The following is a 22,967-nucleotide window of genomic DNA, read 5'->3' as shown; positions in this document are numbered from 1 at the left end:
TAATATGACTAAGTGGCTGCTTATACTTTTTGCATTAGTTTTTATTCCCTCAGTTAACGCCGAAGGCATTGAAGCGCTAAGTATTACGACTAATCCAGATGGCTCGCAAGATTACTCTGTAACCTTGCAAGTACTGGCTATTATGACCGCGTTGAGCTTTATACCCGCTGCGGTGATCATGATGACCTCATTTACTCGCATTATTGTAGTACTGGCTATTTTACGCCAAGCAATTGGTTTGCAACAAACACCATCGAATCAAATATTGTTAGGTATGTCGCTATTTCTAAGTATTTTTATAATGACGCCGGTTTATCAAAAAGTGAATCAGCAAGCCATTGAGCCATATTTAAATGAGCAGGTGACCTCGATTCAAGCGCTTGAACTTGCCAAAGAGCCGATGAAGGAATTCATGCTCTCACAGGTGCGCATAAAAGATTTAGAAACCTTCGCTAAAATTGCTGGGTATGACAAGTTAGACTCACCTGAAGCGACGCCATTAATTGTATTGATCCCCGCATTTATAACCAGTGAATTACAAACTGCATTTATTATTGGTTTTATGTTTTTTATTCCATTTTTGATAGTCGATTTAGTCGTTGCGTCAGTTTTAATGGCCATGGGTATGATGATGCTCTCGCCGATGATTGTGTCTATGCCGTTTAAAATTATGTTGTTTGTACTTGTCGATGGCTGGAGTTTAGTAATGGGCACTTTAGCGAAGAGTTTTGGCTTAGGTACTTGATATGGCAATACAATACTTTGCCTACAAAGGTTAGGAGGGGACCATGGAACCGGAAATTTTTGTTGACATACTTAGCGATTCTTTGTTTTTAGTTATTAAGTTAGTCTCCGCAATTGTGGTACCAGGTTTATTAGTGGGTTTAGTGGTTGCCGTTTTTCAAGCTGCTACATCAATCAATGAACAAACATTAAGCTTTTTGCCGCGCTTATTAATTACCATCAGTGCGTTAATTGCTGGAGGGCATTGGTTAACGCAAGAGTTAATGGATTTTTTCACTCGTTTAGTGCTTATCATCCCAGAGATAGCAGGCTAGTATGGAGTTTCCTTTTTCAGTCATTATTCAGTGGCTGAGTGACTTTTTGTTACCACTAGTACGGATCAGCTCGATGATTATGATCATGGCGGGGCTGGGTGCTAAAAATGTGCCTACGCGGATCAAGATGGGTCTAGCGGTAATGATTACCTTTTTAGTTGTACCAGTACTTCCGCCTGCGACATTTAATAACTTATTCTCTTTTGAGATGATCTTGGTAGTTATTCAACAAATGTTAATCGGTGTTGCGATAGGTTTTGCTTCTGTATTGATGTTGAATACTTTTGTGTTAGCAGGGCAAATATTAGCAATGCAAACTGGTCTTGGTTTCGCCTCAGTTGTTGATCCCTCTAATGGTATGAGTGTGCCTGCTGTTGGGCAGTTTTATTTGATTCTAGCCACGCTATTATTCTTTGTATTTAATGGCCATTTAATGATGATCCAAATGGTAGTGCATAGCTTTGAAGTGCTGCCAATCGACGGTAATTGGTGGGCGGTTGATCATTATTGGGACATAGTGACGTGGGGCGGCTGGATGTTTACTACCGCCTTGGTGCTATCTTTGGCGCCTTTAACAGCTATGCTGGTGATTAATATGTCGTTTGGTGTGATGACCCGTGCAGCACCGCAGTTAAACATTTTTTCAATCGGTTTTCCGTTTACCTTGGTTGCAGGTTTAGTCATTATTTGGGCAACCTTAGGTAACTTTGTTACTCAATTTGAATTTCAATGGTTAAAAATGATTGAGTTAATGTGTACTTTAGTTGGTTGTTCCCCATAGGAGAGAGTGATGGCTGAAGATTCAGGTCAAGAAAAAACCGAAGAACCCACGGGGAAAAAAGTAAGCGACGCGAAAAAGAAAGGTCAAGTTGCGCGCTCAAAAGAGCTTGGCACCATGTTTGTACTTATTTTTTCAGCCATTTCATTACTTATGTACGGACCTGAGATTGGCAAGGGACTGTATAATATAATGGGTCGCATGCTCAGCTTGAACCGTAATGAAACGTACGATACCACTAAAATGTTTTCTGTGTGGGGAGCGGTGGCCGATGCGCTAGTGTTTCCGATGGCGATGTTTGTGTTTATTATTGTGCTGGCGGGTATCATAGGTAATACCTTGTTAGGTGGTTTTAACTTTAGTTGGGAGGCGGCAGCACCTAAAGCCAGTAAAATGTCACCAGCAAAAGGTATAAAGCGGATGTTAGGTCCACAAGCGGGCGTCGAGTTGGTGAAATCGATTTTAAAGTTTGTGGTAGTAGCTGGCTTTGCTATCTTTTTGATCAACACCTTCTTTGATGAAATTCTTCATCTGAGTATTGAAAGTGCGCCGGGCAATATCATTCATGCCTTAGAGATACTCGCATGGATGTTTTTAGGACTGACCTGCACCTTAACCATTATTGCTGCGATTGATGCGCCATATCAAAGTCATAAACATCACAAAGAATTAAAAATGACTCTACAAGAAGTCAAAGATGAATATAAAAATTCTGAAGGTGATCCGCAAATTAAAGCGCGTATAAGACAAACGCAAAGACAAATGTCGCAGCGACGCATGATGCAGGATGTGCCAGATGCCGATGTAGTTGTCACCAACCCTACCCATTACTCAGTGGCATTAAAGTACGACACAGAGCGCGCTGGCGCGCCGATAGTCGTTGCCAAAGGCATTGATGAGATGGCGATGCAAATTAGGAAAATAGCCATTGGTAACGAGGTACCCATCCTTGAATCCCCCATGCTAACTCGAGCACTGTATCATACCGCCGAAGTAGGAGAGCAAATCCCTGACCAACTATTTACTGCAGTCGCACAAGTTTTAGCTTATGTATTTCAGCTTAAACGCTTTCAAAAAGGCCGTGGTAAACGCCCTACAAAATTGAATAAAACACTCCCAATTCCAGATGCCTATAAGTATTGATTTGAATAATCAGTATTCTTTTAAGCTAGTAATTAATAACTTGGAATAGTTATTGCAAATTCCGTTTAGTGTCAATTTTTTGAAATTGTAGAATTATGGAATTTAAAGCTGTATTACAACAACTTAATAAAGATAAAAAAGAGTATTTAAAAGGTGTTGGTACACCTTTGCTGGTGCTCGCTGCGTTGGGTATGGTGATTTTACCGTTACCGCCATTTTTACTCGACATTCTTTTCTCGTTTAATATAGCTTTAGCATTAGTGGTGTTGTTAGTGACAGTTTACACCATGAAGCCTGTTGAATTTGGTATGTTTCCAGCAGTGCTATTGATTGCAACGATTATGCGTTTGGCACTAAATGTTGCCAGTACCCGGGTGGTGCTGCTTGAAGGTCATAACGGTGGTGATGCCGCAGGTAAAGTTATTGAAGCTTTTGGTTCAGTGGTAATTGGTGGCAACTACGCGGTTGGTTTAGTGGTGTTTTTGATTTTGATTATCATCAACTTTGTGGTAATCACCAAAGGTGCAGGCAGGATCTCTGAAGTATCGGCACGCTTTACCTTAGATGCGATGCCAGGCAAACAAATGGCCATTGATGCTGACTTGAATGCGGGTTTTATTAGTGCAGAGCAAGCACGAGATCGCCGTGAAGAAGTCACCCGTGAAGCGGACTTTTATGGCTCTATGGATGGTGCGAGCAAGTTTGTAAAAGGTGATGCGATTGCTGGTATTGTAATACTGATCATCAATATTGTTGGCGGCTTGTTTGTTGGTATGATCCAGCATGATTTAAGCTTTGGCAACGCCATGGAAGTGTATACTTTGCTGACCATTGGTGATGGCTTAGTCGCACAATTACCATCATTACTGTTATCAATTGGCACTGCAATTGTTGTTACTCGTCAAAATGAATCGCTCAATATGGGCGATCAATTTAAGAAACAACTCGGTAACGAGAAATCATTATTTATCGCCTCGGGTATTTTAATCGTGATGGGTTTAGTACCGGGTATGCCACATTTTGCCTTTTTAAGTCTTGGTGCATTACTTGGTTACTTAGCGTATTACACCCAGCAAAATAAGCTAAAAGAAGCAGCAGCAAAAGAAGCAGAAGCTACCAATGGTGGTGCAACAGGCACTGGTGTTGCTAACAAGCAAGAGCAAAAAGAGCTAGGTTGGGATGATGTACAACAAGTTGATGTAATTGGCCTTGAAGTTGGCTATCGCTTAATTCCATTAGTTGATCAATCACAAGGTGGCGAACTATTAAACCGGATTAAAGGGGTACGTAAAAAGTTATCTCAAGAACTTGGTTTTTTAATTCCACCGGTGCATATTCGCGACAACTTAGAGTTAGACCCAAATGCATACAGAATTACCATGATGGGTGTTTCAAGTGGTGAGGGGGAGCTTAAGCACGGTGATGAGTTGGCCATTAATCCTGGCCAAGTATTTGGTCCAATAAAAGGCATTGCTACTAAAGATCCGGCCTTTGGTTTAGACGCTATTTGGATCAAACCAGATCAAAAAGATGAAGCACAATCACTCGGTTATACCGTGGTTGATGCAGCAACAGTGGTAGCAACACATATTAGTCAGTTACTAACTAACAGCGCGGCCTTGTTACTCGGCCACGAGGAAGTGCAAAATCTATTAGATATGCTGGCAAAAAGTCATCCTCGTTTAGTTGAAGGGCTAGTGCCAGATATTTTACCACTAACAGCAATTGTTAAAGTATTACAAAATTTATTAAATGAAGGCGTTGCTATTCGCGATATGCGTTCAATTGTACAAACCCTTGTTGAGTATGGCCCTCGAAGCCAAGATCCTGATGTATTAACCGCAGCAGTGCGAATTTCACTGCGCAGATTAATTGTTCAAGACGCGGTTGGAATGTCATCAGAAATCCCTGTCATAACCTTGGCGCCTGAGTTGGAACAGATGTTGCATCAGTCACTACAAAATGCAGGCGACGAAGGTGCCGGAATAGAGCCAGGACTTGCAGAGCGACTTCAACAATCATTAAATGAAGCGCATCAAAACCAAGAAATGGCCGGTGAACCTTCGATATTGCTAACGTCAGGAATGTTACGCACTGTGTTATCTCGTTTTGTTAAGTACACCATTCCAGGATTGCGAGTGATGTCTTATCAAGAGGTACCAGACGAAAGACAGATCAAGATTGTCAGCTCAGTAGGCCAATAATCGGATTTTAAAGGGGTTGAACCATGAAAATAAAACGTTTTTTTGCTAAAGATATGCGCACCGCACTGAAAGAAGTTAAAGATGAACTCGGTGTAGATGCTGTAATCATGTCAAATAAAAAATTAGCCAATGGGGTAGAGATTGTTGCCGCCGTTGATTATGAAAAAGCAGCCCCGAAAGCACCTGCACAAGCACATGTTGCTACGGCACAAGCACAAACAAATGCTAACTTTGTTAAACCTGCGCCACAACGTTCACAGCCTGAGCCGCAAGCTGCGGTAGCTGATAGCTTACAAGCATTATTAGAGCGCCAATCACCGCGTCCACGTTCACCTGAGCTTGCATCGATGTTTAGCCAGTCAGGGATTGATACATCAACTCAGTATCAACCACAGCAACAACATCAAGCACAGCAAACTCGCCATGAACCACAAGCACATAATGATTTTGCTCGTCGCGATACTGCGTCGCGTCCACAAACGCAAGCACATAGCTTAGGTTTTGATGATGATCTAGAAAGTGGTTTTGATGATTTAGATACTCCGATGCCAACAAAAAGTGCAGCCAAAACAGATGAAATTACCGCTATGCGTGATGAAATGGCAGCGATGCGTCAATTACTTGAGTATCAAGTATCTGGCTTGATGCAACAAGATTTAGCGCGTCGCGACCCTACTCGCGCATGCATGATCGATCGTTTAGTCGGAATGGGTATTGACAGTGAAGTTGCAGAGCAAATGGCCTGTTTTATTCCCGATGATGTGTCACGTCAGCAAGCATGGCAAGCGCTATTGCAAATGGTTGAAAACCAAATGCATACTACAAATAATGAAATACTACGCCAAGGCGGCGTATATGCACTTGTTGGCCCTACTGGGGTTGGTAAAACTACAACCGTGGCAAAACTTGCAGCCCTTGGCGCACAAAAATATGGCGCAGATAAAGTTGCGCTTATTACCACTGATACTTACCGTATTGGCGCTTATGAACAGCTTGCTACTTATGGCCGAATCATCGGTTGTGGTGTAAAACAAGTTAAAGATGCCAATGAATTAGCAGAAGTTTTATATCATTTACGAAATAAGCGTCTAGTATTAATAGATACAGCGGGAATGAGCCAACGTGATTTACGTTTAACTGAGCAGTTAAATACACTAATGCGTAATCAACGTGTCGATATTCGCAATTATTTAGTGCTCAGTGCGACCGCACAAATTAATGTTTTACAAGAAACCGTAAGACACTTTAAGAAGGTACAATTAAGTGGCTGTATTTTCACTAAATTAGACGAATCATTAAGTTTAGGTGAGATTATTAGTATAGCGATTCAAAATCGCCTTCCAATAGGGTATCTTACTAACGGTCAGCGCGTTCCAGAGGACATTCGGGTCGCCAATGCAGAGAAATTAGTAAAAAAAGCAGAACAATTGTATTTAAAAAGAACAAAAGCACAACATTCACGACGCCAAGCAGTAGCGTCAAGCACAGTAGGGATGTATGATTAACACAGTATTAGATCAAGCAAGTGGCCTGCGTAAAATGAGTCAAAACAATAATAACGGCGTTAAAGTTATCGCTGTAACAGGTGGCAAAGGTGGCGTAGGGAAAACTAACGTCTCACTTAACACTGCGATTGCGTTGGGTCAGCTCGGAAACCGAGTGTTAGTACTGGATGCCGATTTGGGTTTAGCAAATTGTGATGTGATGTTAGGACTTAGGGTAGAGCGTAATCTATCTCATGTACTATCAGGTGAATGCGAGCTCGATGAAATTTTAGTTGAAGGGCCTGCAGGAATTAAAATAGTACCAGCGACGTCAGGCTCACAAAGTATGGTGGAACTTTCACCATCAGAACATGCTGGGTTAATTCGCGCTTTTAGTGAATTAAATACCGAATTTGATATATTAATTGTTGATACTGCTGCTGGTATCTCTGACATGGTATTAAGTTTTTCGCGCGCAGCGCAAGATGTCATGGTAGTAGTATGTGATGAACCGAGCTCAATAACTGATGCTTATGCATTAATCAAAGTATTGAGTCGTGAGCACGGTGTGTATAAATTTAAAATCGTTGCTAATATGGTGCGCAGCATGCGTGAAGGCCAGGAACTATTTGCTAAGCTCTCAAAAGTAACGGATCGCTTTTTGGATGTCTCAATGGAATTGGTGGCAACAGTCCCGTATGATGAAAATATGCGTAAAGCAACTCGTCGTCAGAAAGTGATTGTTGATTTATTTCCAAGTTCCCCAGCAGCAATAGCATTTAAAACATTAGCGACAAAAGCAGTTAAATGGCCTATACCTAATCAACCATCTGGTCATTTAGAATTTTTCATAGAAAAATTAGTAAACGGCTAACTATGACGGCATCGGTGAATAAAGCGATGGGATATCAATCGACACAAAATTTAAATGTGATTGTTGAGCGACATGCTTCCTTAGTCAAAAAAGTGGCTTGTCATTTAATCGCTCGTTTACCCGCGAGTGTGCAACTCGATGATTTGATTCAATCGGGGATGATAGGGTTAATTGAAGCATCAAAGAACTTTGATGCGACTAAAGGTGCAAGCTTTGAAACCTTTGCAGGCATTCGTATCCGTGGTGCGATGCTGGATGAAATGCGCCGAGGTGATTGGGCTCCACGCTCAGTGCACCGTAATAGCCGCAGAGTCGCTGAAGCGATTAGTGAGCTAGAAAGCAGCCTGAATCGAGAACCTAAAGACAGTGAAGTTGCTGAAAAACTTGATATTACGCTAGATGAGTACCATCATATTCTTAGTGATGTAAATTCAAGTAAAGTGTTAGGTATAGAAGACTTAGGGGTAGATGAAGATGTTATCACACCAGTGGGACATGATTTAGCACTGGACAAGCCCTTTAATAACGTTAAAAATGAACGCTTTAATCAATCATTATTAACAGCTATACAATCTTTACCTGAACGAGATGGGTTAGTATTGTCGCTGTATTATAACGATGAAATGAATTTAAAAGAGATTGGACATATACTCGATGTAAGTGAATCGCGTGTGAGTCAGATACATGGTCAGGCGATGATTAAGCTCAAAGCAAAAATCAATGACTGGATTAATTAGTAGTAAGTAAATATAGGTTCAGACCTCACCGGAGGATGTTTTGGATAAAAACATGAAAATTCTTGTTGTTGATGATTTTTCGACGATGAGACGTATTATCAAAAATCTGTTAAGAGATTTGGGTTTTACAAATGTACAAGAAGCTGACGATGGCTCAACAGCTTTACCGATGTTGCAGAATCAAGAATTTGATTTTGTAGTTACAGATTGGAACATGCCTGGCATGCAAGGAATCGATCTCTTGCGCGCTATTAGGGCCGATGACAGCCTGAAACACATTCCTGTTTTAATGGTAACAGCAGAAGCTAAAAAAGAACAAATTGTTGCTGCTGCACAAGCTGGTGTTAACGGTTATATCGTTAAACCATTTACAGCTGCAACACTGAAAACCAAATTGGAAAAAGTGTTTGAGCGTTTAGGTTAAATAAATAGGAGAGGCTTATGTCAGCACCTGCTGCGCCTCAGATCAGTTTAGAACAAGCCCGTCAGCTTGTGGTTTACCTTGAAAACGGTGAACAAGATAAAGCTGATCAGTTAATTATTGATGCGGCGTCAAAAGAGCAATCAGAATTATTTGCCGAAGTAGGCAAACTTACGCGTCAGCTTCATGATGCGTTGAAAAATTTTGAGCTTGATACACGTTTAGCTGATTTGACCAAAGATGCACTACCCGACGCGAAGCAGCGTCTTAACTATGTTATGGAAATGACCGAAAACGCTGCTAATAAAACCATGGATGCTGTAGAAGCAAGTTTACCCATTGCCCAACAGCTTGCTGATGACATTTCAGACATTAAACCCACTTGGGATCGTTTAATGAATCGTGAAATTGAGCTAGGTGAATTTAAAACACTTTGCCATAGCTTAGATAAGTTCATGAATAGCTCGCAAACTAAAACGGATGAGTTGCAAGGACTCATGACCAATGTGTTAATGGCACAAGATTTTCAAGATTTAACCGGTCAAGTGATCCGTCGGGTTATCGAGCTTGTTAGAGAAGTAGAAGACAGCTTGATCCACTTGTTGACAGCATTTGGCAGCCAAGATGATAGCGAAACAAAAACAATAGCACCAGTCATTGAAAAACCGCCTGCTGAAAATACACTTGCAGGCCCTGAAGGGCCAATTATTGATAAAGAATCTCGTGATGATGTTGTCTCAGGACAAGATGATGTTGATGATTTATTATCAAGCTTGGGCTTCTAAGAGGAGAAAACTGCATGAGCTTTGAAGTCGATGAAGATATTTTACAAGATTTTCTAGTAGAGGCTGGAGAAATTCTTGAGCTTTTGTCAGAACAGCTGGTGGAGCTTGAAAATAACCCAGATGATACCGAATTACTCAATGCAATTTTCCGTGGTTTTCATACGGTAAAAGGCGGCGCAGGCTTTTTAAGCATGACTGAACTAGTCGATGCTTGCCATGGTGCAGAGAACGTTTTCGATTTATTGCGTCAAGGTGTTCGTAAGGTTAATTCCGAACTGATGGACGTGATCTTGCAAGCACTCGATACTATCAACGAAATGTTTGCGACTATCCAAAGTAGAGAAAAACCAGAACCAGCAAATCCAGAATTACTCGCTGTTTTACATAAATTAGGGCTGCCGCCAACGGCTGAAGAATTAACTGGCAGTGCTGAACCTGCAGGCGATATCCCTGTTGTTGATGCTGATGATATTTTAGATGATTCTGACGATCCATTTGCGCTAGACTCATTATTTGATGGTCAAGTTGATAGCGATCAAAAAGATGTTCAAATCGATGAGATAACAGAAGATGAATTTGAGAGCCTGCTTGATGAGCTCCACGGACAAGGGCAAAGTCCTATAACGCCAACAACCACTGTCAGCAATGAATCATCAAATAGTGATATTACTGATGATGAATTTGATAATTTATTGGATGAATTGCACGGCATTGGTAGCTTCGGTCTAGTAAGTAATAAAGATACTGCAGGCACCGAAAGTGCTGCGCCTAAACCGGCCCAAGCACCTTTAGCACCGACGAAAAGTAATGGTCCAGATGAAATCAGCGATGATGAATTTGAAGCTTTACTTGATGAATTACATGGTAAAGGCAGCGCGCCACAAGCGGTCGCTGAGACTGAGCCAGCACCCGCTAAAAAAGCACCAACACCTGCACCTGCACCTGTTGCCGCAGCTAAGCCAGTGCCCAAACCAGCAGTGTCTGAGCCTGTGAAAGCAGCTGAAAAATCCGCACCAGCTCCAGCGACAGCTGTTGCTAAAAAACCAGCTCCTCCACAAGCTGATACGACGGTGCGTGTTGATACAAAACGCCTAGATCAAATAATGAACATGGTTGGTGAACTGGTATTGGTTCGCAATCGTTTAGTCAGTTTAGCAACCAATACTGAAAGTGAAGCGATGGGTAAAGCCATTTCGAATCTTGATGTAGTAACCGCAGACTTGCAAGGTGCGGTAATGAAAACGCGGATGCAACCGATCAAGAAAGTGTTTGGTCGTTTTCCTCGCGTAGTCCGTGATTTAGCCCGCAGTTTGAGAAAAGACATTAACTTACTGCTCGTGGGTGAAGAAACCGATTTAGATAAAAACTTAGTTGAGGCACTGGCAGATCCTTTAGTCCACTTGGTGCGCAACTCGGTTGACCATGGTATTGAAATGCCTGATGTGCGTGAAGCGGCAGGTAAGTCAAGAACTGGGACTGTTACTTTATCAGCATCGCAAGAGGGTGATCATATTTTGCTCACCATTCGTGATGATGGTGCAGGTATGGACCCTGAAAAACTGAAAAAAATAGCAATCAATAAAGGGGTGCTTGATCACGAGCAAGCAGCTCGATTATCTGATACAGAAGCCTATAACCTTATTTTTGCACCAGGCTTTTCCACCAAAGAACAGATCTCTGATATTTCGGGTCGTGGTGTGGGTATGGATGTGGTGAAAACCAAAATTACCCAACTAAATGGTTCTGTGAGTATTCAATCTGAGCTAGGTGTAGGCACAATCCTAGAAATTAAAGTACCGTTAACGTTGGCTATTTTGCCGACATTGATGGTGGTTGTCGGTGAGCAAACATTTGCATTACCACTGGCTGGTGTTAATGAAATATTCCACCTAGATCTAACTAAAACGAATGTAGTTGATGGTCAATTAACCATTATTGTTCGTAAGAAAGCACGACCGTTGTTTTATTTAGAACATTGGTTAGTTAAAGGTGCTGACAGATCATTACGCAAAGCTCAAGGCCATGTTGTAATTGTACAAATTGGTACGCAACAAGTTGGTTTTGTAGTGGATTCATTGATTGGTCAAGAAGAAGTTGTTATTAAACCGCTTGATGCTTTACTACAAGGAACACCTGGTATGGCAGGTGCAACGATCACGTCTGACGGTGGTATAGCGCTGATCTTAGATGTTCCAAACCTGTTAAAACACTACGCAGGTTAGGCCAATTCTTATCTTATTGTGAGGGCTAAATATGGCTCTCACAGATAAAATTTAACAAGAGTATGCCAATGGCAGTTAAAGTTTTAGTTGTTGATGATTCAAGTTTCTTTCGCCGCAGAGTGAGCGAAATACTCGAGCAAGATAAGGATATCGAAGTAATTGGTTTTGCGGTAAATGGCCGAGAAGCGGTCGATAAAACAAATCAACTTCGTCCAGATGTAATCACCATGGATGTTGAAATGCCCGTGCTTGATGGCATTAGTGCTGTAAAAGAAATCATGGCAGCAAATCCAACCCCTATTCTGATGTTCTCCTCACTGACTCGTGATGGCGCAACAGCAACCTTAGACGCACTTGATGCGGGTGCTCTAGATTTTTTACCGAAAAAATTTGAAGATATTGCTCGTAATAATGAAGATGCGATTAAGTTATTACAAAATAAAGTAAAAGAAATTGGACGCAAGCGTCTTTCGCGCTTTAGTCGGCCGACAACGCCTCCTGCATCGGCACCAATACCTCCCGTTTCTGCAGGTACAACAAGTCGCCCTGCGATAACTCAACCAGATCGAAGCTTTAACCGGAGCGCTGCACCTGCGACTAATATTGCAGCTAACACTCGCGCTTCAGGAAAGAAATATCAAATAGTTGCAATAGGTACTTCAACGGGAGGACCTGTTGCACTGCAAACAATTCTGACTCAGTTGCCCGCTAATTTTCCGCACCCTATTTTGTTAATACAGCATATGCCAGCTGCGTTTACGCCAGCATTTGCCGCACGTTTAAACGGCTTGTGCAAAATAAAAGTAAAAGAAGCACAACAAGGCGACCGATTAATGCCAGGCGTCGCGTATCTAGCGCCGGGCGGTCAACAAATGTTGATTGAGGGACGGGCTGGCAATCGCACTTTACGTGTTTTTGAAGACGATAGTGCCCGGATCACCTATAAACCAAGTGTTGATGTTACTTTTGCAAGTACAGCCAAATCGTTCCAAGGTGATGTATTAGCTGTGGTACTTACAGGCATGGGCGCAGATGGAAGAGACGGTGCAAGAATGCTTAAACAAGCCGGCGCTACTATTTGGGCACAAGATGAAAAAACCAGTGTGGTATATGGTATGCCACAAGCGGTTGCTAACGCAGGGTTATCATCGGCAAGCATTGCGCTTGAAGACGTTGCTAATCGGTTAGTTCGAGAGATTGGTTGTGGATAAGTTGTCGTTTCTAGGCCTGTTCGTTGCACTTTTGGCGATTGGTTATGGCTACTCACTAGAAGGCGGTGTTGTGAGTGCTTTATTTAATGGCCCGGCATTAATCATTGTGTTGGGCGGTACGTTAGGTGCTGTAATGCTACAAACACCAGCAAGTACGTTTAATAAAGCATTAAGAATAAGCCACTGGGTATTTTTCCCACCAAGTTACGATATCAACAGAGCAATTGAGCAAGTTAAAAGTTGGTCACAAAAAGCCCGCCAAGAAGGGTATTTAGCACTTGAAGAAATAGCGTTAACCCATCCGGATCCATATGTTGCCAAAGGCTTGAGTTTACTGATTGATGGCAACAGTGAGCAAAAACTCAGAGACACACTAGAAATTGATTTGTTGCTAGAAAGAGAACGGCTGCTTGAAGCCAGTCGAGTTTATGAGGCGTTGGGCGGTTACAGTCCTACCATCGGTATATTAGGCGCAGTGCTTGGTCTGATCCAAGCGATGTCATTTATCACTGAACCTGAAAAGTTAGGTGCAGGGGTTGCGACTGCTTTTCTTGCCACCATTTATGGGGTTGGCTTAGCAAATTTATTGTTTTTACCTATGGCTAACAAGCTCAAACAACAAGTAGAACAAAAGATGCTGTTTCATGAGTTATTAGCTGAAGGAATTATTGCCATGAGCCAAGGTGATAGCCCTGTCAATATTGAGCTGAAACTTGAAGCGTATCGTGTAGAGCGTCCAAGTCAGCTTCAAGAATAATTATTATGATGCGCCGTCGACTTCGTCACTCATCGACCAAAAGTCAGCATACAGAACGTTGGCTAGTGTCGTACGCTGATTACATGACTATTATGTTTGCATTCTTTGTAGTGATGTATGCGATTGCGATTAATAAAGAAGAAAGCTTCCAAATTTTATCTGATTCGCTGGAGCAGGTTTTTGACAAGTCAGCTCGTCAGTATAGTCAAGAGGGTCAAGGCGTGACGGGGACCGGTTTATTAACCGATAGAGTGACTCCTGAAAACGAACTACTGTTTGGTGAAAGTATTCAAAAGCAAGAAGCTGGCCCAGAGTTACTGGATGGACAAAGCGATACCAGTAATATAAAACAAAAACACTTAGGCAAACCTTTAGATAGCTTATTAACTAAATTACAATCAGCCTTGATCGATGAAATACGCGATGGCGAAGCAAGTTTAGAGTTGCACCAAGACTGGTTGATCATTGAATTAAGCTCAGGAATGTTATTTTCCAGTGGCAGTGCTGTGGCGCATCAACGCGCGAAAGCAGTGATAAAATTAGTAAACGATATTATTGCCCCAGTAGATAACTACGTTAGAGTGCGTGGTTATACCGATAATGAAACCATTCATAATGAAATGTTTCGTTCTAATTGGGAGCTATCTGTTGCAAGAGCGACCTCGATTTTAGTCGAACTTGATGCATTAGGTATCAACCCTGCGCGCATGGCCATTGAAGGATATGGACAGTATTCACCTTTTGCTGATAATGATACAGAGCAAGGACGTGCTGAAAATCGTAAAGTAGTCGTTGCATTATCAAAATATGGTTTGCCACCCAAGCCCATTGTTACAACCGAGCAACCAGCAACAGAAACTGAAGCAGAGCAACCAATTGAGTTGCCAAGTGATGACAACACTATTAAAGTGATCCAACTCCCACACGGTGGTATAAGAATTACAACGCGCAACGAACAAAAATAAGGTGTGATGTGAAAATTTGGACGGTAGCAAATCAAAAAGGTGGAGTAGGGAAGACGACCACGGCTGTGAGCTTAGCTGGTATATTAGCGCTGCAAGGAAAGCGAGTATTACTGATTGATACCGATCCTCATGCATCTTTAACGTATTACTTTGGCATTGATTCAGAAGATTTAGAAGTCAGTGTATATGATATATTTGCCCGTGGAAACAGCATGGCAAGTGAAGAAATATTGCAAGCTTTGTGTCCATCGAACATAGATAACTTAGATATTCTTCCTGCAACGATGGCAATCGCGACACTTGACCGCAGTATGGGTAATAAGACCGGAATGGGGCTTATCTTAAAAAAAGCTTTAGCAAAAATTAGTGAGCATTATGATTACGCTATTTTAGACTGTCCGCCAGTGTTAGGTGTATTAATGGTTAACGCATTGGCTGCAAGTGAGCGCATTTTAGTGCCAGTACAAACTGAGTTTTTAGCACTCAAAGGACTAGACCGAATGATGCGGACCATGGAATTAATGCAAAGCTCGCAATCAAAGCAGTATCAATATACCATTATCCCTACAATGTATGATAAGCGCACTAATGCATCCCTTGAAGCATATAAGACATTACAGCAAACGTACCAAGAAAAAGTATGGCCAGGGGTAATACCCGTAGATACTAAGTTCCGTGATGCAAGTTTAGCTCAACAAGTACCGATTCAGTATTGTCCACGCTCAAGAGGTGTTTATGCTTATCGCGCATTACTCGATTATTTGATTGAACAAGGTTAATGAATGAGTAAGCAATTATTTGCTAATGAAAAAGTAATGACCCAGTACTTGGGGGCTTTACTGTGCGAAGACGATGAGTCAACAGACTTACACCCGGTTGCAAAATTACTCGAACAAGTTCCATCCACAGAAAGTAGCAATAAAATGCCACTCAAGGCGTCGCAGCAAACCATTGTGCAGCCAAACGCACTTGATGAGCCAAAGACTAGTATTGAGGAAGAAATACCCGCGCCCCTTGAGAAACCACAGATCCAAGCTAATATCAAAGATATAGCTAAAGTGAGTGAACAGCTAAATGTTGCTGAAGCTAAAACTCCTGTACAGCGTCAAGAAGATTATTTTGATGGTGAGTTTCAGGCGTTATTCTTTGAAGTGGCTGGGCTTACCCTCGCAGTACCATTAAAAGCATTAGGTGGTATTCATCAATTAGGTGAAGTTAATCAGCTTTTTGGTAAACCCAAGTGGTTTAAAGGAGTGATGCTAAATCGTGATGAGAATCTTAATGTAGTTGATACAGCGCTTTGGGTGATGCCAGAAAAGTATACCCAAGAGTTAGAAGACAAATTAAACTACCAATACTTAATTACTTTAGGTAATAGCCAATGGGGATTGTTGGCTGAAAAGCTGGTTAATAACATTACACTACGCAGTGAAGATGTGAAATGGCGAGCTAAAAGTGGCAAGCGGCCTTGGCTTGCAGGTGTAATTAAAGAAAAAATGTGTGCCTTAATTGATGTGCAAAGCTTAGGTCAATTATTAGAGCAAGGTTTAGATAGCCGCGACCAGTAACGATATTCGGAGTAATAACATGAGTGAACAAAGATTATTATCAAGCAGTAAAAATACCGATGGCAATGATGAAGTATTGCAGTGGGTAACTTTTAAGCTTGAATCAGAAACCTATGGTGTGAATGTGATGCAAGTGCAAGAGATTTTGCGTTATACAGAAATTGCTCCAGTACCAGGTGCTCCAAGCTATGTTTTAGGGATTATTAATTTACGTGGCAATGTTGTAACAGTAATCGATACGCGTGCACGATTTGGTTTGATGTCTGCAGAAGCAACAGACAATTCACGAGTATTAATTATTGAAGCTGAAGAGCAAGTCATTGGTATCTTAGCCGACAGTGTAGCAGAAGTGGTTTATTTGCGTAGCTCAGAAATTGATAGTGCACCAAACATTGGTACTGAAGAAAGTGCCAAGTTTATTCAAGGTGTCAGTAATCGTGATGGTGAATTATTGATTTTAGTTGATTTAAATAAATTACTAAATGACGAAGAGTGGGATGAGTTGAGCGATTTATAACGCTTACGGAAAAACTATGTTGTTATACTCGTTGCTTGGAGTCTCAATTGTACTGGTGTTAGTATGCTTGGGACTAATTTTTATTAATAATAATAAGTACGCTGCAGCATTAAAAAGCAAAATACTGCAACTGCAAGAAACTCAACAACAGCTCAGTATTTTACGCAGTGAAGTCGCAGAAATGCGCACCGGTATGCTAAGTATTGGTAAGCGATTAGTCGCTGTAGAGCAGCGAAATCAAGAGTTAGCGCAATTACAAGATGCGCAAAAATATGACGATCCTGATGCGAAAATTTATTCTCGAGCAGTGAAAATGGTTGAACTAGGTGCCGATATTGAAGAGATCATACGAGAGTGTGAACTTCCGCGTGCCGAAGCAGAACTATTAATGTCGTTACATCATCAAAAGGGCGCTAATTAGCGCCTTTTACTTTTTACGCCTGAATATTTAACTTGCCTTGAAAGTCTTGCCAGCCTGGTGGGAATTTACCCCGCAGTACATATGAAAAAGCAATCAGTTCGGCAATCACATAATACAGTTCTCTTGGGATCTCTTCGCCAAGCTCTAAATGCGATAACGTTTTAGCCAATGCTTCATCTTTGTGGATCAAAATTCCTTTTTCTTCTGCAGCTTTAATGATCTCTTCTGCGAGCTCACCAAACCCTTTACTACTGACTGTAGGAGTACGACCGGCTTCGTAAACTAAACCAATTGCAGACTTATGTTTTGGTATCTCACTCATGGCTTAAACCTTAATATTAATAATGGCATGGGATTGATAAAAAGCTTGGTGTTGCGGCGCACCTTGGCTTAGCTTCATTTCACCAACTTGTAGGCCATGAGCTGTTAATTTATGACGCAAACTCTCAAGGTGCGGATGAGCCATTGCGGTGATATCTTGGCTTGAGGCAAGTAATTGACAATCGAGTGCTTTATCCATTAATTCAGCGGTGATCTGTAATTGGCCAAGCTCAGCGTAATCAAAATTAAGTCGCACAAACCAAACATTTTTAGCTTCGAGTTTATTTTGGCTTGGTTTTTTATATTGTCCTAATGAAATTTCTGTTTGTGCGGTTTCCGGTGGCAGTCGCATCGGCAGTAAAAATTGTACTAACGGATTATTATCAGGCTGCTGATTGATGGGGGTGCTGTTAATTTGGCTAATTGCAGTTTTTATTTGGCTCAGCTCAGCCGCTAAGGCTTGTGATTGTGGCTGTAGTAATTGTTCTTGCAGTTTCTGTGGGTTAGTTGCTTTAAAGTTAGGCACTAATATTTGTAATAAAGCATCAAGTGAGCTTTGACTGTTAAAATTCAACGCACTGATATTTGCTAAGCTTGGAGCCGCTAAAATCGCCACTGCCAAATGCTCAATAGATTGGCTAAAACTATTTTGCAGGGCACTAGTGGTTAAGCTTTCTGGACGCAAAACACTGAGTATTTCTCGTTGAATGGTTAACGGTTGCAACGATTGGCTGTCAATCATGCGGCTAAAAGCTTGATTGACTAGCCGATTTAAATCGACATTATTACTTACTTTGGTCGCTGCTAGTTTATTAATTTGTGAAGCGATATGCTGTTTATCGTAGTTTGCTGCTGATTTAAAATTAGGTAGCGGCTTTTCGATAGGCGTTTTTAAAAGTGGTGCCAATAATTTGGCTTCCAGTGGCAAGCTAATCTGGCTGGCTGGCAAAGCGCTGGTTATCGGTCCTTTTAATAGTGCTTCTATATGTAAGTGAGTACTTGCTTTTAGATTGTCGTTGTTTAGCTGTGCTGTTAGAGATGCTACTTTGGTATCTACTCCTGCAGCAAAAGGTGGAGTTGTTTTTAATTTTTGCTGAGCATCGGCTATAACTGTTTTGGCGACAGCGCTATTATCACTGACATTGACAGTTGTACTATTGGTTTTGCTGGGTAGAACTTGTTCGGGACTGTGTGCTAGCGCTTTAGCGATAGGTTCTTTGTTTAGCTGAGCAGGTAGAGCATTAATATCAGATGCTGCTTGTTTTGGATTAACAGTAACCTGCGGTGTTTTATTTTGCGCTACTGTAGTTTGCTCGCTGGATTGAATCGCGGCAGCTAGTTTATTTAATTGTTTGTAGTTATCGGTATCTTTGCTCAGTGGCGCCGCAGTAGTACTGTTATTTTTAACCGCATTAGGCTCTGTAATACTTGCTAAACCGGCTTTTAATCGCTGAAATAACTGTACCAGGGGAGGCGATTGATGATAATGCTTTGGCAGCGCGGTACCTTGGCTAATATCTGTCAGTAATGGTTGGGTGTTGCTTGTCGCCATTGCCACAAGGTTTATTTGCCTGAGTGATTTGGGTAGTAAGGTTTGTGCAGTTTGATCTGTTGGTGTTAGTGATTGTGCTACAGCTGATTTATTGCTGACTTGACTAAATGGTTTGCTTTCAAAATAGCGTACAGCGTCACTGATCCGGGTTTTTAAGTCAGCAAAACTGTCTTGCAACCACGAGCTTATTGGGCTGCTGCTGACCAATAAGGGGCTGCTAGGTGCGACACTTGTTTGGGTATTAAACTGGCCTGGTACATGGCTTTTTTGTAGCAATGAATTAAAAGTATGGGCTAATGAATTTTTTAACTGCAGAGCTATTTTTGGTAGCTGCGTTTTTATTATTAATTGTTCATTAAGCGCATTTAATTGTACTTTTTGAATTACCCCACCAGGCTGAGTTGAGTGTATGCTGTGATTATTTAACGGCTGCTGCAGTGCGAGCTTAATATTGCCATTATAATTATTAAAGCTCAGTATTGCGGTATTTTTATCTAGCTGTAGCTGCCCATTTGGTACCAGTTTACTGAGCCAAAGAGCAAGTTTTGCTTGGCTGATTGGCTGCTGGTGAAGTGTATCAGCAAAGCGATTAACAACACTTAAGGTAAAATTATTGCGGTTCGGGGTAATTATTGCTTTTAGATCTTGCTCATTGTGCAGTAGTTGGGCGACTTCTTTATTGATAGGAATACTGGCGTGTAACTGATTTAACAGTAATTTTGCAGCAGGCTGTAAAATAATTTGCAACGACAAAGGTTTATTCTCGACCTGAACACCACTGTTAATTAAATTTAAAACACTTTGCAGTTGGTTTGTTTGACGCAAGCTGATCTCAGCTTGCTTTGGTAAAATAGTGAGTTGTTTACCATCATTACTGAGTTGAATATCGGCACTGGCAATTTTTTGAGTGTTTGTTTCAGTGCCAGTTGTAGCTAAGCGTAATGTTTGCCAATGCTTATCAACATAGACTTCCATCTGCACAGAGCCTTTGGCGAACACGATGTTTTTAGCGCTGAGTGTTTGCTCGCTGAAAACAGGTAATTGCTGTGCAACGCCATTGTGCGACGAATGACTGACAGGAAGCGAATTCGCTAATGTTATCTGTGTAGGTTTGTTCATTATTTTAAATCAAGTTTTTGTTAATCGGTGCAAAGCATTATTCGTATTACCCTATCATTATGCTAGACTAACGCCTAATTTTGGGTATAGAGAATCATCATCTTGTTACACATTAAGTCCGTCACCTGCATCAAGCAAGAACGTTGTTTGTTTGCGGATCTTAATTTCAGCTTGAAATCAGGCCAAATCATGCAATTAGCAGGCCCAAATGGGGCTGGTAAAACATCCTTGCTGCGTATAATTGCGGGTTTTTCTGCGCCCGATGAAGGACAAGTTATGTGGCAAGGTGAATCAATTGCTAAAAATTATGATGAATTTGCCCGGCAATTGTTATTTATCGGCCATAAAACAGGGGTGAATAGCCAACTTAGTGCGATTGAAAACCTGCGATTTTGGTTACAGATTCAAGGTTACGACACTGAGCAAGATCTTTACTCATTATTAGCTAAGATTGGCTTAGTTGGTCTTGAAGATGTACCTGTGCGTACTCTATCTGCTGGTCAACAACGTCGTGTTGCGTTGATCAGACTTTGGCTTAATGATGCGAAGTTATGGGTGCTGGATGAGCCATTTACAGCCTTAGATAAAGCCGGTATCGCATTTTTGCAGCAACGCTTTTTAGCTCACCTAGCACAAGGTGGGGCGATTTTATTAACCACCCACCAAGACTTAACGACCCACTTTAATGAGTTGCAAACCGTTACTCTGGAGTACCGACACTGATGTTACGCCAGCATTCATATTGGCAGCTATTTAGTGCCGTTTGTAAAAAAGATTTACGGCTGGCATTTCGCCAGCGTGCTGAAATCGTAAACCCCATTTTGTTCTTCTTAATTGTTATTACATTATTTCCGTTAGCAATTGGTCCTGAGCCCGGTCTACTTAGCCGTATGGCACCCGGTATTATCTGGGTCGCTGCGTTACTTTCAACCATGTTAGGCTTAGATAAACTATTTCGTGATGACTATCATGATGGTAGTTTAGAGCAATTGATTGCTTCATCGTACCCGTTACCGTTAACGGTGCTTGGCAAAGTCGTTGCCCATTGGATTATTACAGGCTTGCCGTTGGTGTTGATGACGCCGCTGTTCGCCTTGTTATTAAATTTAGACAATCAAGCATTGATTGCAACTGTGCTTACCTTGCTATTGGGTACGCCATTACTTAGTTTTATCGGCGCTATTGGCGCTGGGCTTACAGTGGGATTACAAAAAGGCGGCATTTTGATGAGTTTATTGGTCTTGCCTTTATATATCCCCGTATTAATTTTTGCAACGTCTGCTATCGATACCAGCACAATGTCGCTGGATTATAGTGGTCAGCTTGCCATCCTTGGTGCGATGCTTGTCATTGCAATTATCAGCGCACCAATCGCCATATCGTCAGCATTGAAAGTGAGTGTAAGTTAATATGTGGAAGTGGTTACATCCCTACGCTAAAGCAGATCGTGCATATCAATTATGCAATACGTTACTGCCTTATTTTGCCGTGATAACGGTTGTCTTTATGATTATTGGTTGGGTCTGGGGGTTAGCCTATGCACCAGCTGACTATCAACAAAAAGACAGTTATCGCATTATTTTCATTCATGTACCGTCAGCTATTTTGTCGATGGGGGCTTATTCATCAATGGCTATTGCGGCAGTGATCGCTTTGGTATGGCAACTTCGTAATGCCGAGTTGGCGGTGATTGCCATCGCACCTGTTGGCGCATGTGTAACTGCAATTGCACTTATTACTGGCGCCGCTTGGGGTAAACCTATGTGGGGTGCCTGGTGGGTATGGGATGCACGACTTACGTCTGAGCTCATTCTATTATTTCTATATTTGGGGGTATTGTCTTTATATCATGCCTTTGAAGATAAAAAAGCAGCAGGTCGAGCTGCATCTATTTTAGCTATTGTGGGGGTAATTAACCTACCCATTATTCACTTTTCGGTTGAGTGGTGGAACACCTTGCATCAAGGTGCCACTATTACCAAGTTTGATACGAAAGCCATTGATTCAAGTATGTTTTGGCCATTAATGGTAAATATAGTCGCATTTGCTGGTTTTGTTGGCATGGTGACTTTGATGCGTCTTAAAAATGAAATTTTACAACGTGAAAAGCATCGCCCTTGGGTGCGTCAGTTGTTAAATAGGGGCTAGTTATGCAGTTTGATTCTTTTTCTGATTTTATTGCCATGGGCGGTTACGGCTTTTACGTGTGGCTTTCTTTTGGTTCATGTGCACTGATTTTATTAGGTATTTTAGTAAGCTCTTTTAATGATACTAAGCGCATTATGGCTTCTGTGCAGCAACAAGCTGAACGAGAGGCTCGCATTAAACACGCTCAACAGGAGAATCAAGCATGAACCCAAGACGTAAGAAACGTTTGCTTGGCGTCGTCGCTATTGTATTCGGTATTGGTGCCGCCATCGGTTTAGTATTGTATGCGCTGCAAGAAAATATTAACTTATTTTATACTCCAAGTGAGTTAATTGAAGGAAAAGGCCCGAATAAAGAAAAGCCGCACATTGGTCAAAAGTTGCGTATTGGCGGTATGGTGGTCCCAGGATCAGTTATTCGAGATGAAACCAGCCTACAAGTAAGCTTTACCTTGATTGATACAGGCCCTTTAGTAACGATCAAATACCAAGGTATTTTGCCTGACTTATTTCGCGAGGGGCAAGGGATTGTTGCTCAAGGTGTGTTGATTGAACCTAATGTAATAGAAGCGTTTGAAGTATTGGCTAAGCATGATGAAGAATACATGCCTGCTGAAGTTGCGGAAGCGGTGAAGGGGATCAAACACGAAAAACCTAAATATAACTTAGAAAGTGGCAATTAA

At 41.6% G+C, this 22,967-nt stretch carries 25 protein-coding genes; 23 read left to right on the top strand and 2 right to left on the bottom strand.

The features are described from left to right. Positions 1 to 4 precede the first annotated feature (4 nt). The 18 genes from fliP (at position 5) to H5232_RS04460 (ending at position 17,145) form a co-directional block, all read left to right on the top strand. Entirely contained in the window at positions 5 to 745 is a 741-nt protein-coding gene (fliP, locus tag H5232_RS04545) for a flagellar type III secretion system pore protein FliP (RefSeq protein WP_149981483.1), read from the top strand. 43 nt (positions 746 to 788) lie between these two features. After that, positions 789 to 1,058 (top strand): flagellar biosynthetic protein FliQ, encoded by a 270-nt coding sequence (locus tag H5232_RS04540; protein ID WP_182718179.1) that lies wholly within the window; start codon positions 789 to 791, stop codon positions 1,056 to 1,058. A gap of 1 nt (position 1,059) precedes the next feature. Next, a complete protein-coding gene (gene fliR / locus H5232_RS04535) occupies positions 1,060 to 1,839 on the top strand; it encodes a flagellar biosynthetic protein FliR (protein WP_145239372.1) in 780 nt (259 codons plus the stop codon). A gap of 9 nt (positions 1,840 to 1,848) precedes the next feature. Then, positions 1,849 to 2,979 (top strand): flagellar biosynthesis protein FlhB, encoded by a 1,131-nt coding sequence (gene flhB, locus H5232_RS04530; RefSeq protein ID WP_182718178.1) that lies wholly within the window; start codon positions 1,849 to 1,851, stop codon positions 2,977 to 2,979. A gap of 95 nt (positions 2,980 to 3,074) precedes the next feature. Continuing rightward, positions 3,075 to 5,183: a flagellar biosynthesis protein FlhA gene (flhA, locus tag H5232_RS04525; protein ID WP_149981479.1), complete on the top strand. Its 2,109-nt coding sequence runs from the start codon at positions 3,075 to 3,077 to the stop codon at positions 5,181 to 5,183. 23 nt (positions 5,184 to 5,206) lie between these two features. Further along, complete coding sequence (gene flhF, locus H5232_RS04520; RefSeq protein WP_182830587.1) at positions 5,207 to 6,688, top strand: flagellar biosynthesis protein FlhF; 1,482 nt, start codon at positions 5,207 to 5,209, stop codon at positions 6,686 to 6,688. After that, on the top strand, positions 6,681 to 7,541 hold the full coding sequence (locus tag H5232_RS04515) for a MinD/ParA family protein (RefSeq protein ID WP_149981477.1): 861 nt from the start codon (positions 6,681 to 6,683) through the stop codon (positions 7,539 to 7,541). Before flhF ends, H5232_RS04515 begins: the two co-directional genes overlap by 8 nt. A 26-nt stretch (positions 7,542 to 7,567) precedes the next feature. Continuing rightward, positions 7,568 to 8,278: an RNA polymerase sigma factor FliA gene (locus H5232_RS04510; RefSeq protein ID WP_149981786.1), complete on the top strand. Its 711-nt coding sequence runs from the start codon at positions 7,568 to 7,570 to the stop codon at positions 8,276 to 8,278. Positions 8,279 to 8,318: 40 nt separating this feature from the next. Then, entirely contained in the window at positions 8,319 to 8,702 is a 384-nt protein-coding gene (gene cheY, locus H5232_RS04505) for a chemotaxis response regulator CheY (RefSeq protein ID WP_016708035.1), read from the top strand. 17 nt (positions 8,703 to 8,719) lie between these two features. Next, the gene (locus H5232_RS04500; protein WP_145239357.1) at positions 8,720 to 9,484 is read left to right on the top strand and encodes a protein phosphatase CheZ; all 765 of its coding nucleotides are present in this window, start codon (positions 8,720 to 8,722) and stop codon (positions 9,482 to 9,484) included. Between the two features lie 14 nt (positions 9,485 to 9,498). Further along, positions 9,499 to 11,706, top strand: a complete 2,208-nt coding sequence (locus H5232_RS04495; protein ID WP_182767508.1) for a chemotaxis protein CheA — start codon at positions 9,499 to 9,501, stop codon at positions 11,704 to 11,706. A 68-nt stretch (positions 11,707 to 11,774) separates the two neighbouring features. Continuing rightward, a complete protein-coding gene (locus H5232_RS04490; protein WP_182739668.1) occupies positions 11,775 to 12,917 on the top strand; it encodes a chemotaxis response regulator protein-glutamate methylesterase in 1,143 nt (380 codons plus the stop codon). After that, positions 12,910 to 13,674, top strand: coding sequence for a flagellar motor protein (locus H5232_RS04485; RefSeq protein ID WP_149981471.1), 765 nt, complete (start codon positions 12,910 to 12,912; stop codon positions 13,672 to 13,674). Before H5232_RS04490 ends, H5232_RS04485 begins: the two co-directional genes overlap by 8 nt. Positions 13,675 to 13,679: 5 nt before the next feature. Further along, positions 13,680 to 14,639, top strand: a complete 960-nt coding sequence (locus H5232_RS04480) for a flagellar motor protein MotB (protein WP_149981470.1) — start codon at positions 13,680 to 13,682, stop codon at positions 14,637 to 14,639. 8 nt (positions 14,640 to 14,647) lie between these two features. Next, entirely contained in the window at positions 14,648 to 15,418 is a 771-nt protein-coding gene (locus H5232_RS04475; protein ID WP_149981469.1) for a ParA family protein, read from the top strand. 3 nt (positions 15,419 to 15,421) lie between these two features. Further along, a complete protein-coding gene (locus tag H5232_RS04470; protein WP_149981468.1) occupies positions 15,422 to 16,207 on the top strand; it encodes a chemotaxis protein CheW in 786 nt (261 codons plus the stop codon). Positions 16,208 to 16,226: 19 nt separating this feature from the next. Beyond that, positions 16,227 to 16,724, top strand: coding sequence for a chemotaxis protein CheW (locus tag H5232_RS04465; RefSeq protein ID WP_145239335.1), 498 nt, complete (start codon positions 16,227 to 16,229; stop codon positions 16,722 to 16,724). A gap of 16 nt (positions 16,725 to 16,740) precedes the next feature. Beyond that, on the top strand, positions 16,741 to 17,145 hold the full coding sequence (locus H5232_RS04460; protein ID WP_145239332.1) for a DUF2802 domain-containing protein: 405 nt from the start codon (positions 16,741 to 16,743) through the stop codon (positions 17,143 to 17,145). Between the two features lie 13 nt (positions 17,146 to 17,158). On the opposite strand, the gene H5232_RS04455 is transcribed toward H5232_RS04460, so the two are convergent. Together H5232_RS04455 and H5232_RS24115 are read right to left on the bottom strand one after the other, a co-directional pair. Next, complete coding sequence (locus tag H5232_RS04455) at positions 17,159 to 17,467, bottom strand: EscU/YscU/HrcU family type III secretion system export apparatus switch protein (RefSeq protein WP_145239329.1); 309 nt, start codon at positions 17,465 to 17,467, stop codon at positions 17,159 to 17,161. 3 nt (positions 17,468 to 17,470) lie between these two features. Beyond that, a complete protein-coding gene (locus H5232_RS24115; RefSeq protein ID WP_259400103.1) occupies positions 17,471 to 20,137 on the bottom strand; it encodes a flagellar hook-length control protein FliK in 2,667 nt (888 codons plus the stop codon). Positions 20,138 to 20,239: 102 nt separating this feature from the next. On the opposite strand from H5232_RS24115, the gene ccmA reads away from it, so the two are divergent. From ccmA to ccmE, 5 genes are read left to right on the top strand one after another with little or no spacing between them, the layout of a single operon-like run. After that, positions 20,240 to 20,860 (top strand): cytochrome c biogenesis heme-transporting ATPase CcmA, encoded by a 621-nt coding sequence (gene ccmA, locus H5232_RS04445; protein ID WP_149981467.1) that lies wholly within the window; start codon positions 20,240 to 20,242, stop codon positions 20,858 to 20,860. Beyond that, positions 20,860 to 21,546, top strand: a complete 687-nt coding sequence (gene ccmB, locus H5232_RS04440) for a heme exporter protein CcmB (RefSeq protein WP_182718172.1) — start codon at positions 20,860 to 20,862, stop codon at positions 21,544 to 21,546. Before ccmA ends, ccmB begins: the two co-directional genes overlap by 1 nt. A 1-nt stretch (position 21,547) precedes the next feature. Next, positions 21,548 to 22,285, top strand: coding sequence for a heme ABC transporter permease (locus H5232_RS04435; protein ID WP_149981466.1), 738 nt, complete (start codon positions 21,548 to 21,550; stop codon positions 22,283 to 22,285). Between the two features lie 2 nt (positions 22,286 to 22,287). Then, positions 22,288 to 22,491, top strand: coding sequence for a heme exporter protein CcmD (ccmD, locus tag H5232_RS04430; protein ID WP_182739670.1), 204 nt, complete (start codon positions 22,288 to 22,290; stop codon positions 22,489 to 22,491). Then, positions 22,488 to 22,967 carry a cytochrome c maturation protein CcmE gene (gene ccmE / locus H5232_RS04425; RefSeq protein ID WP_149981464.1) on the top strand — a complete coding sequence of 160 codons (480 nt, stop codon included), beginning with the start codon at positions 22,488 to 22,490 and terminating at the stop codon, positions 22,965 to 22,967. Before ccmD ends, ccmE begins: the two co-directional genes overlap by 4 nt.

Source organism: Pseudoalteromonas sp. SG41-5 (assembly GCF_014164495.1).
Taxonomy (GTDB): domain Bacteria; phylum Pseudomonadota; class Gammaproteobacteria; order Enterobacterales; family Alteromonadaceae; genus Pseudoalteromonas; species Pseudoalteromonas rhizosphaerae.
Note: the sequence above shows the minus strand (reverse complement) of the source record. Positions and strands in the feature narration are given on the sequence as shown.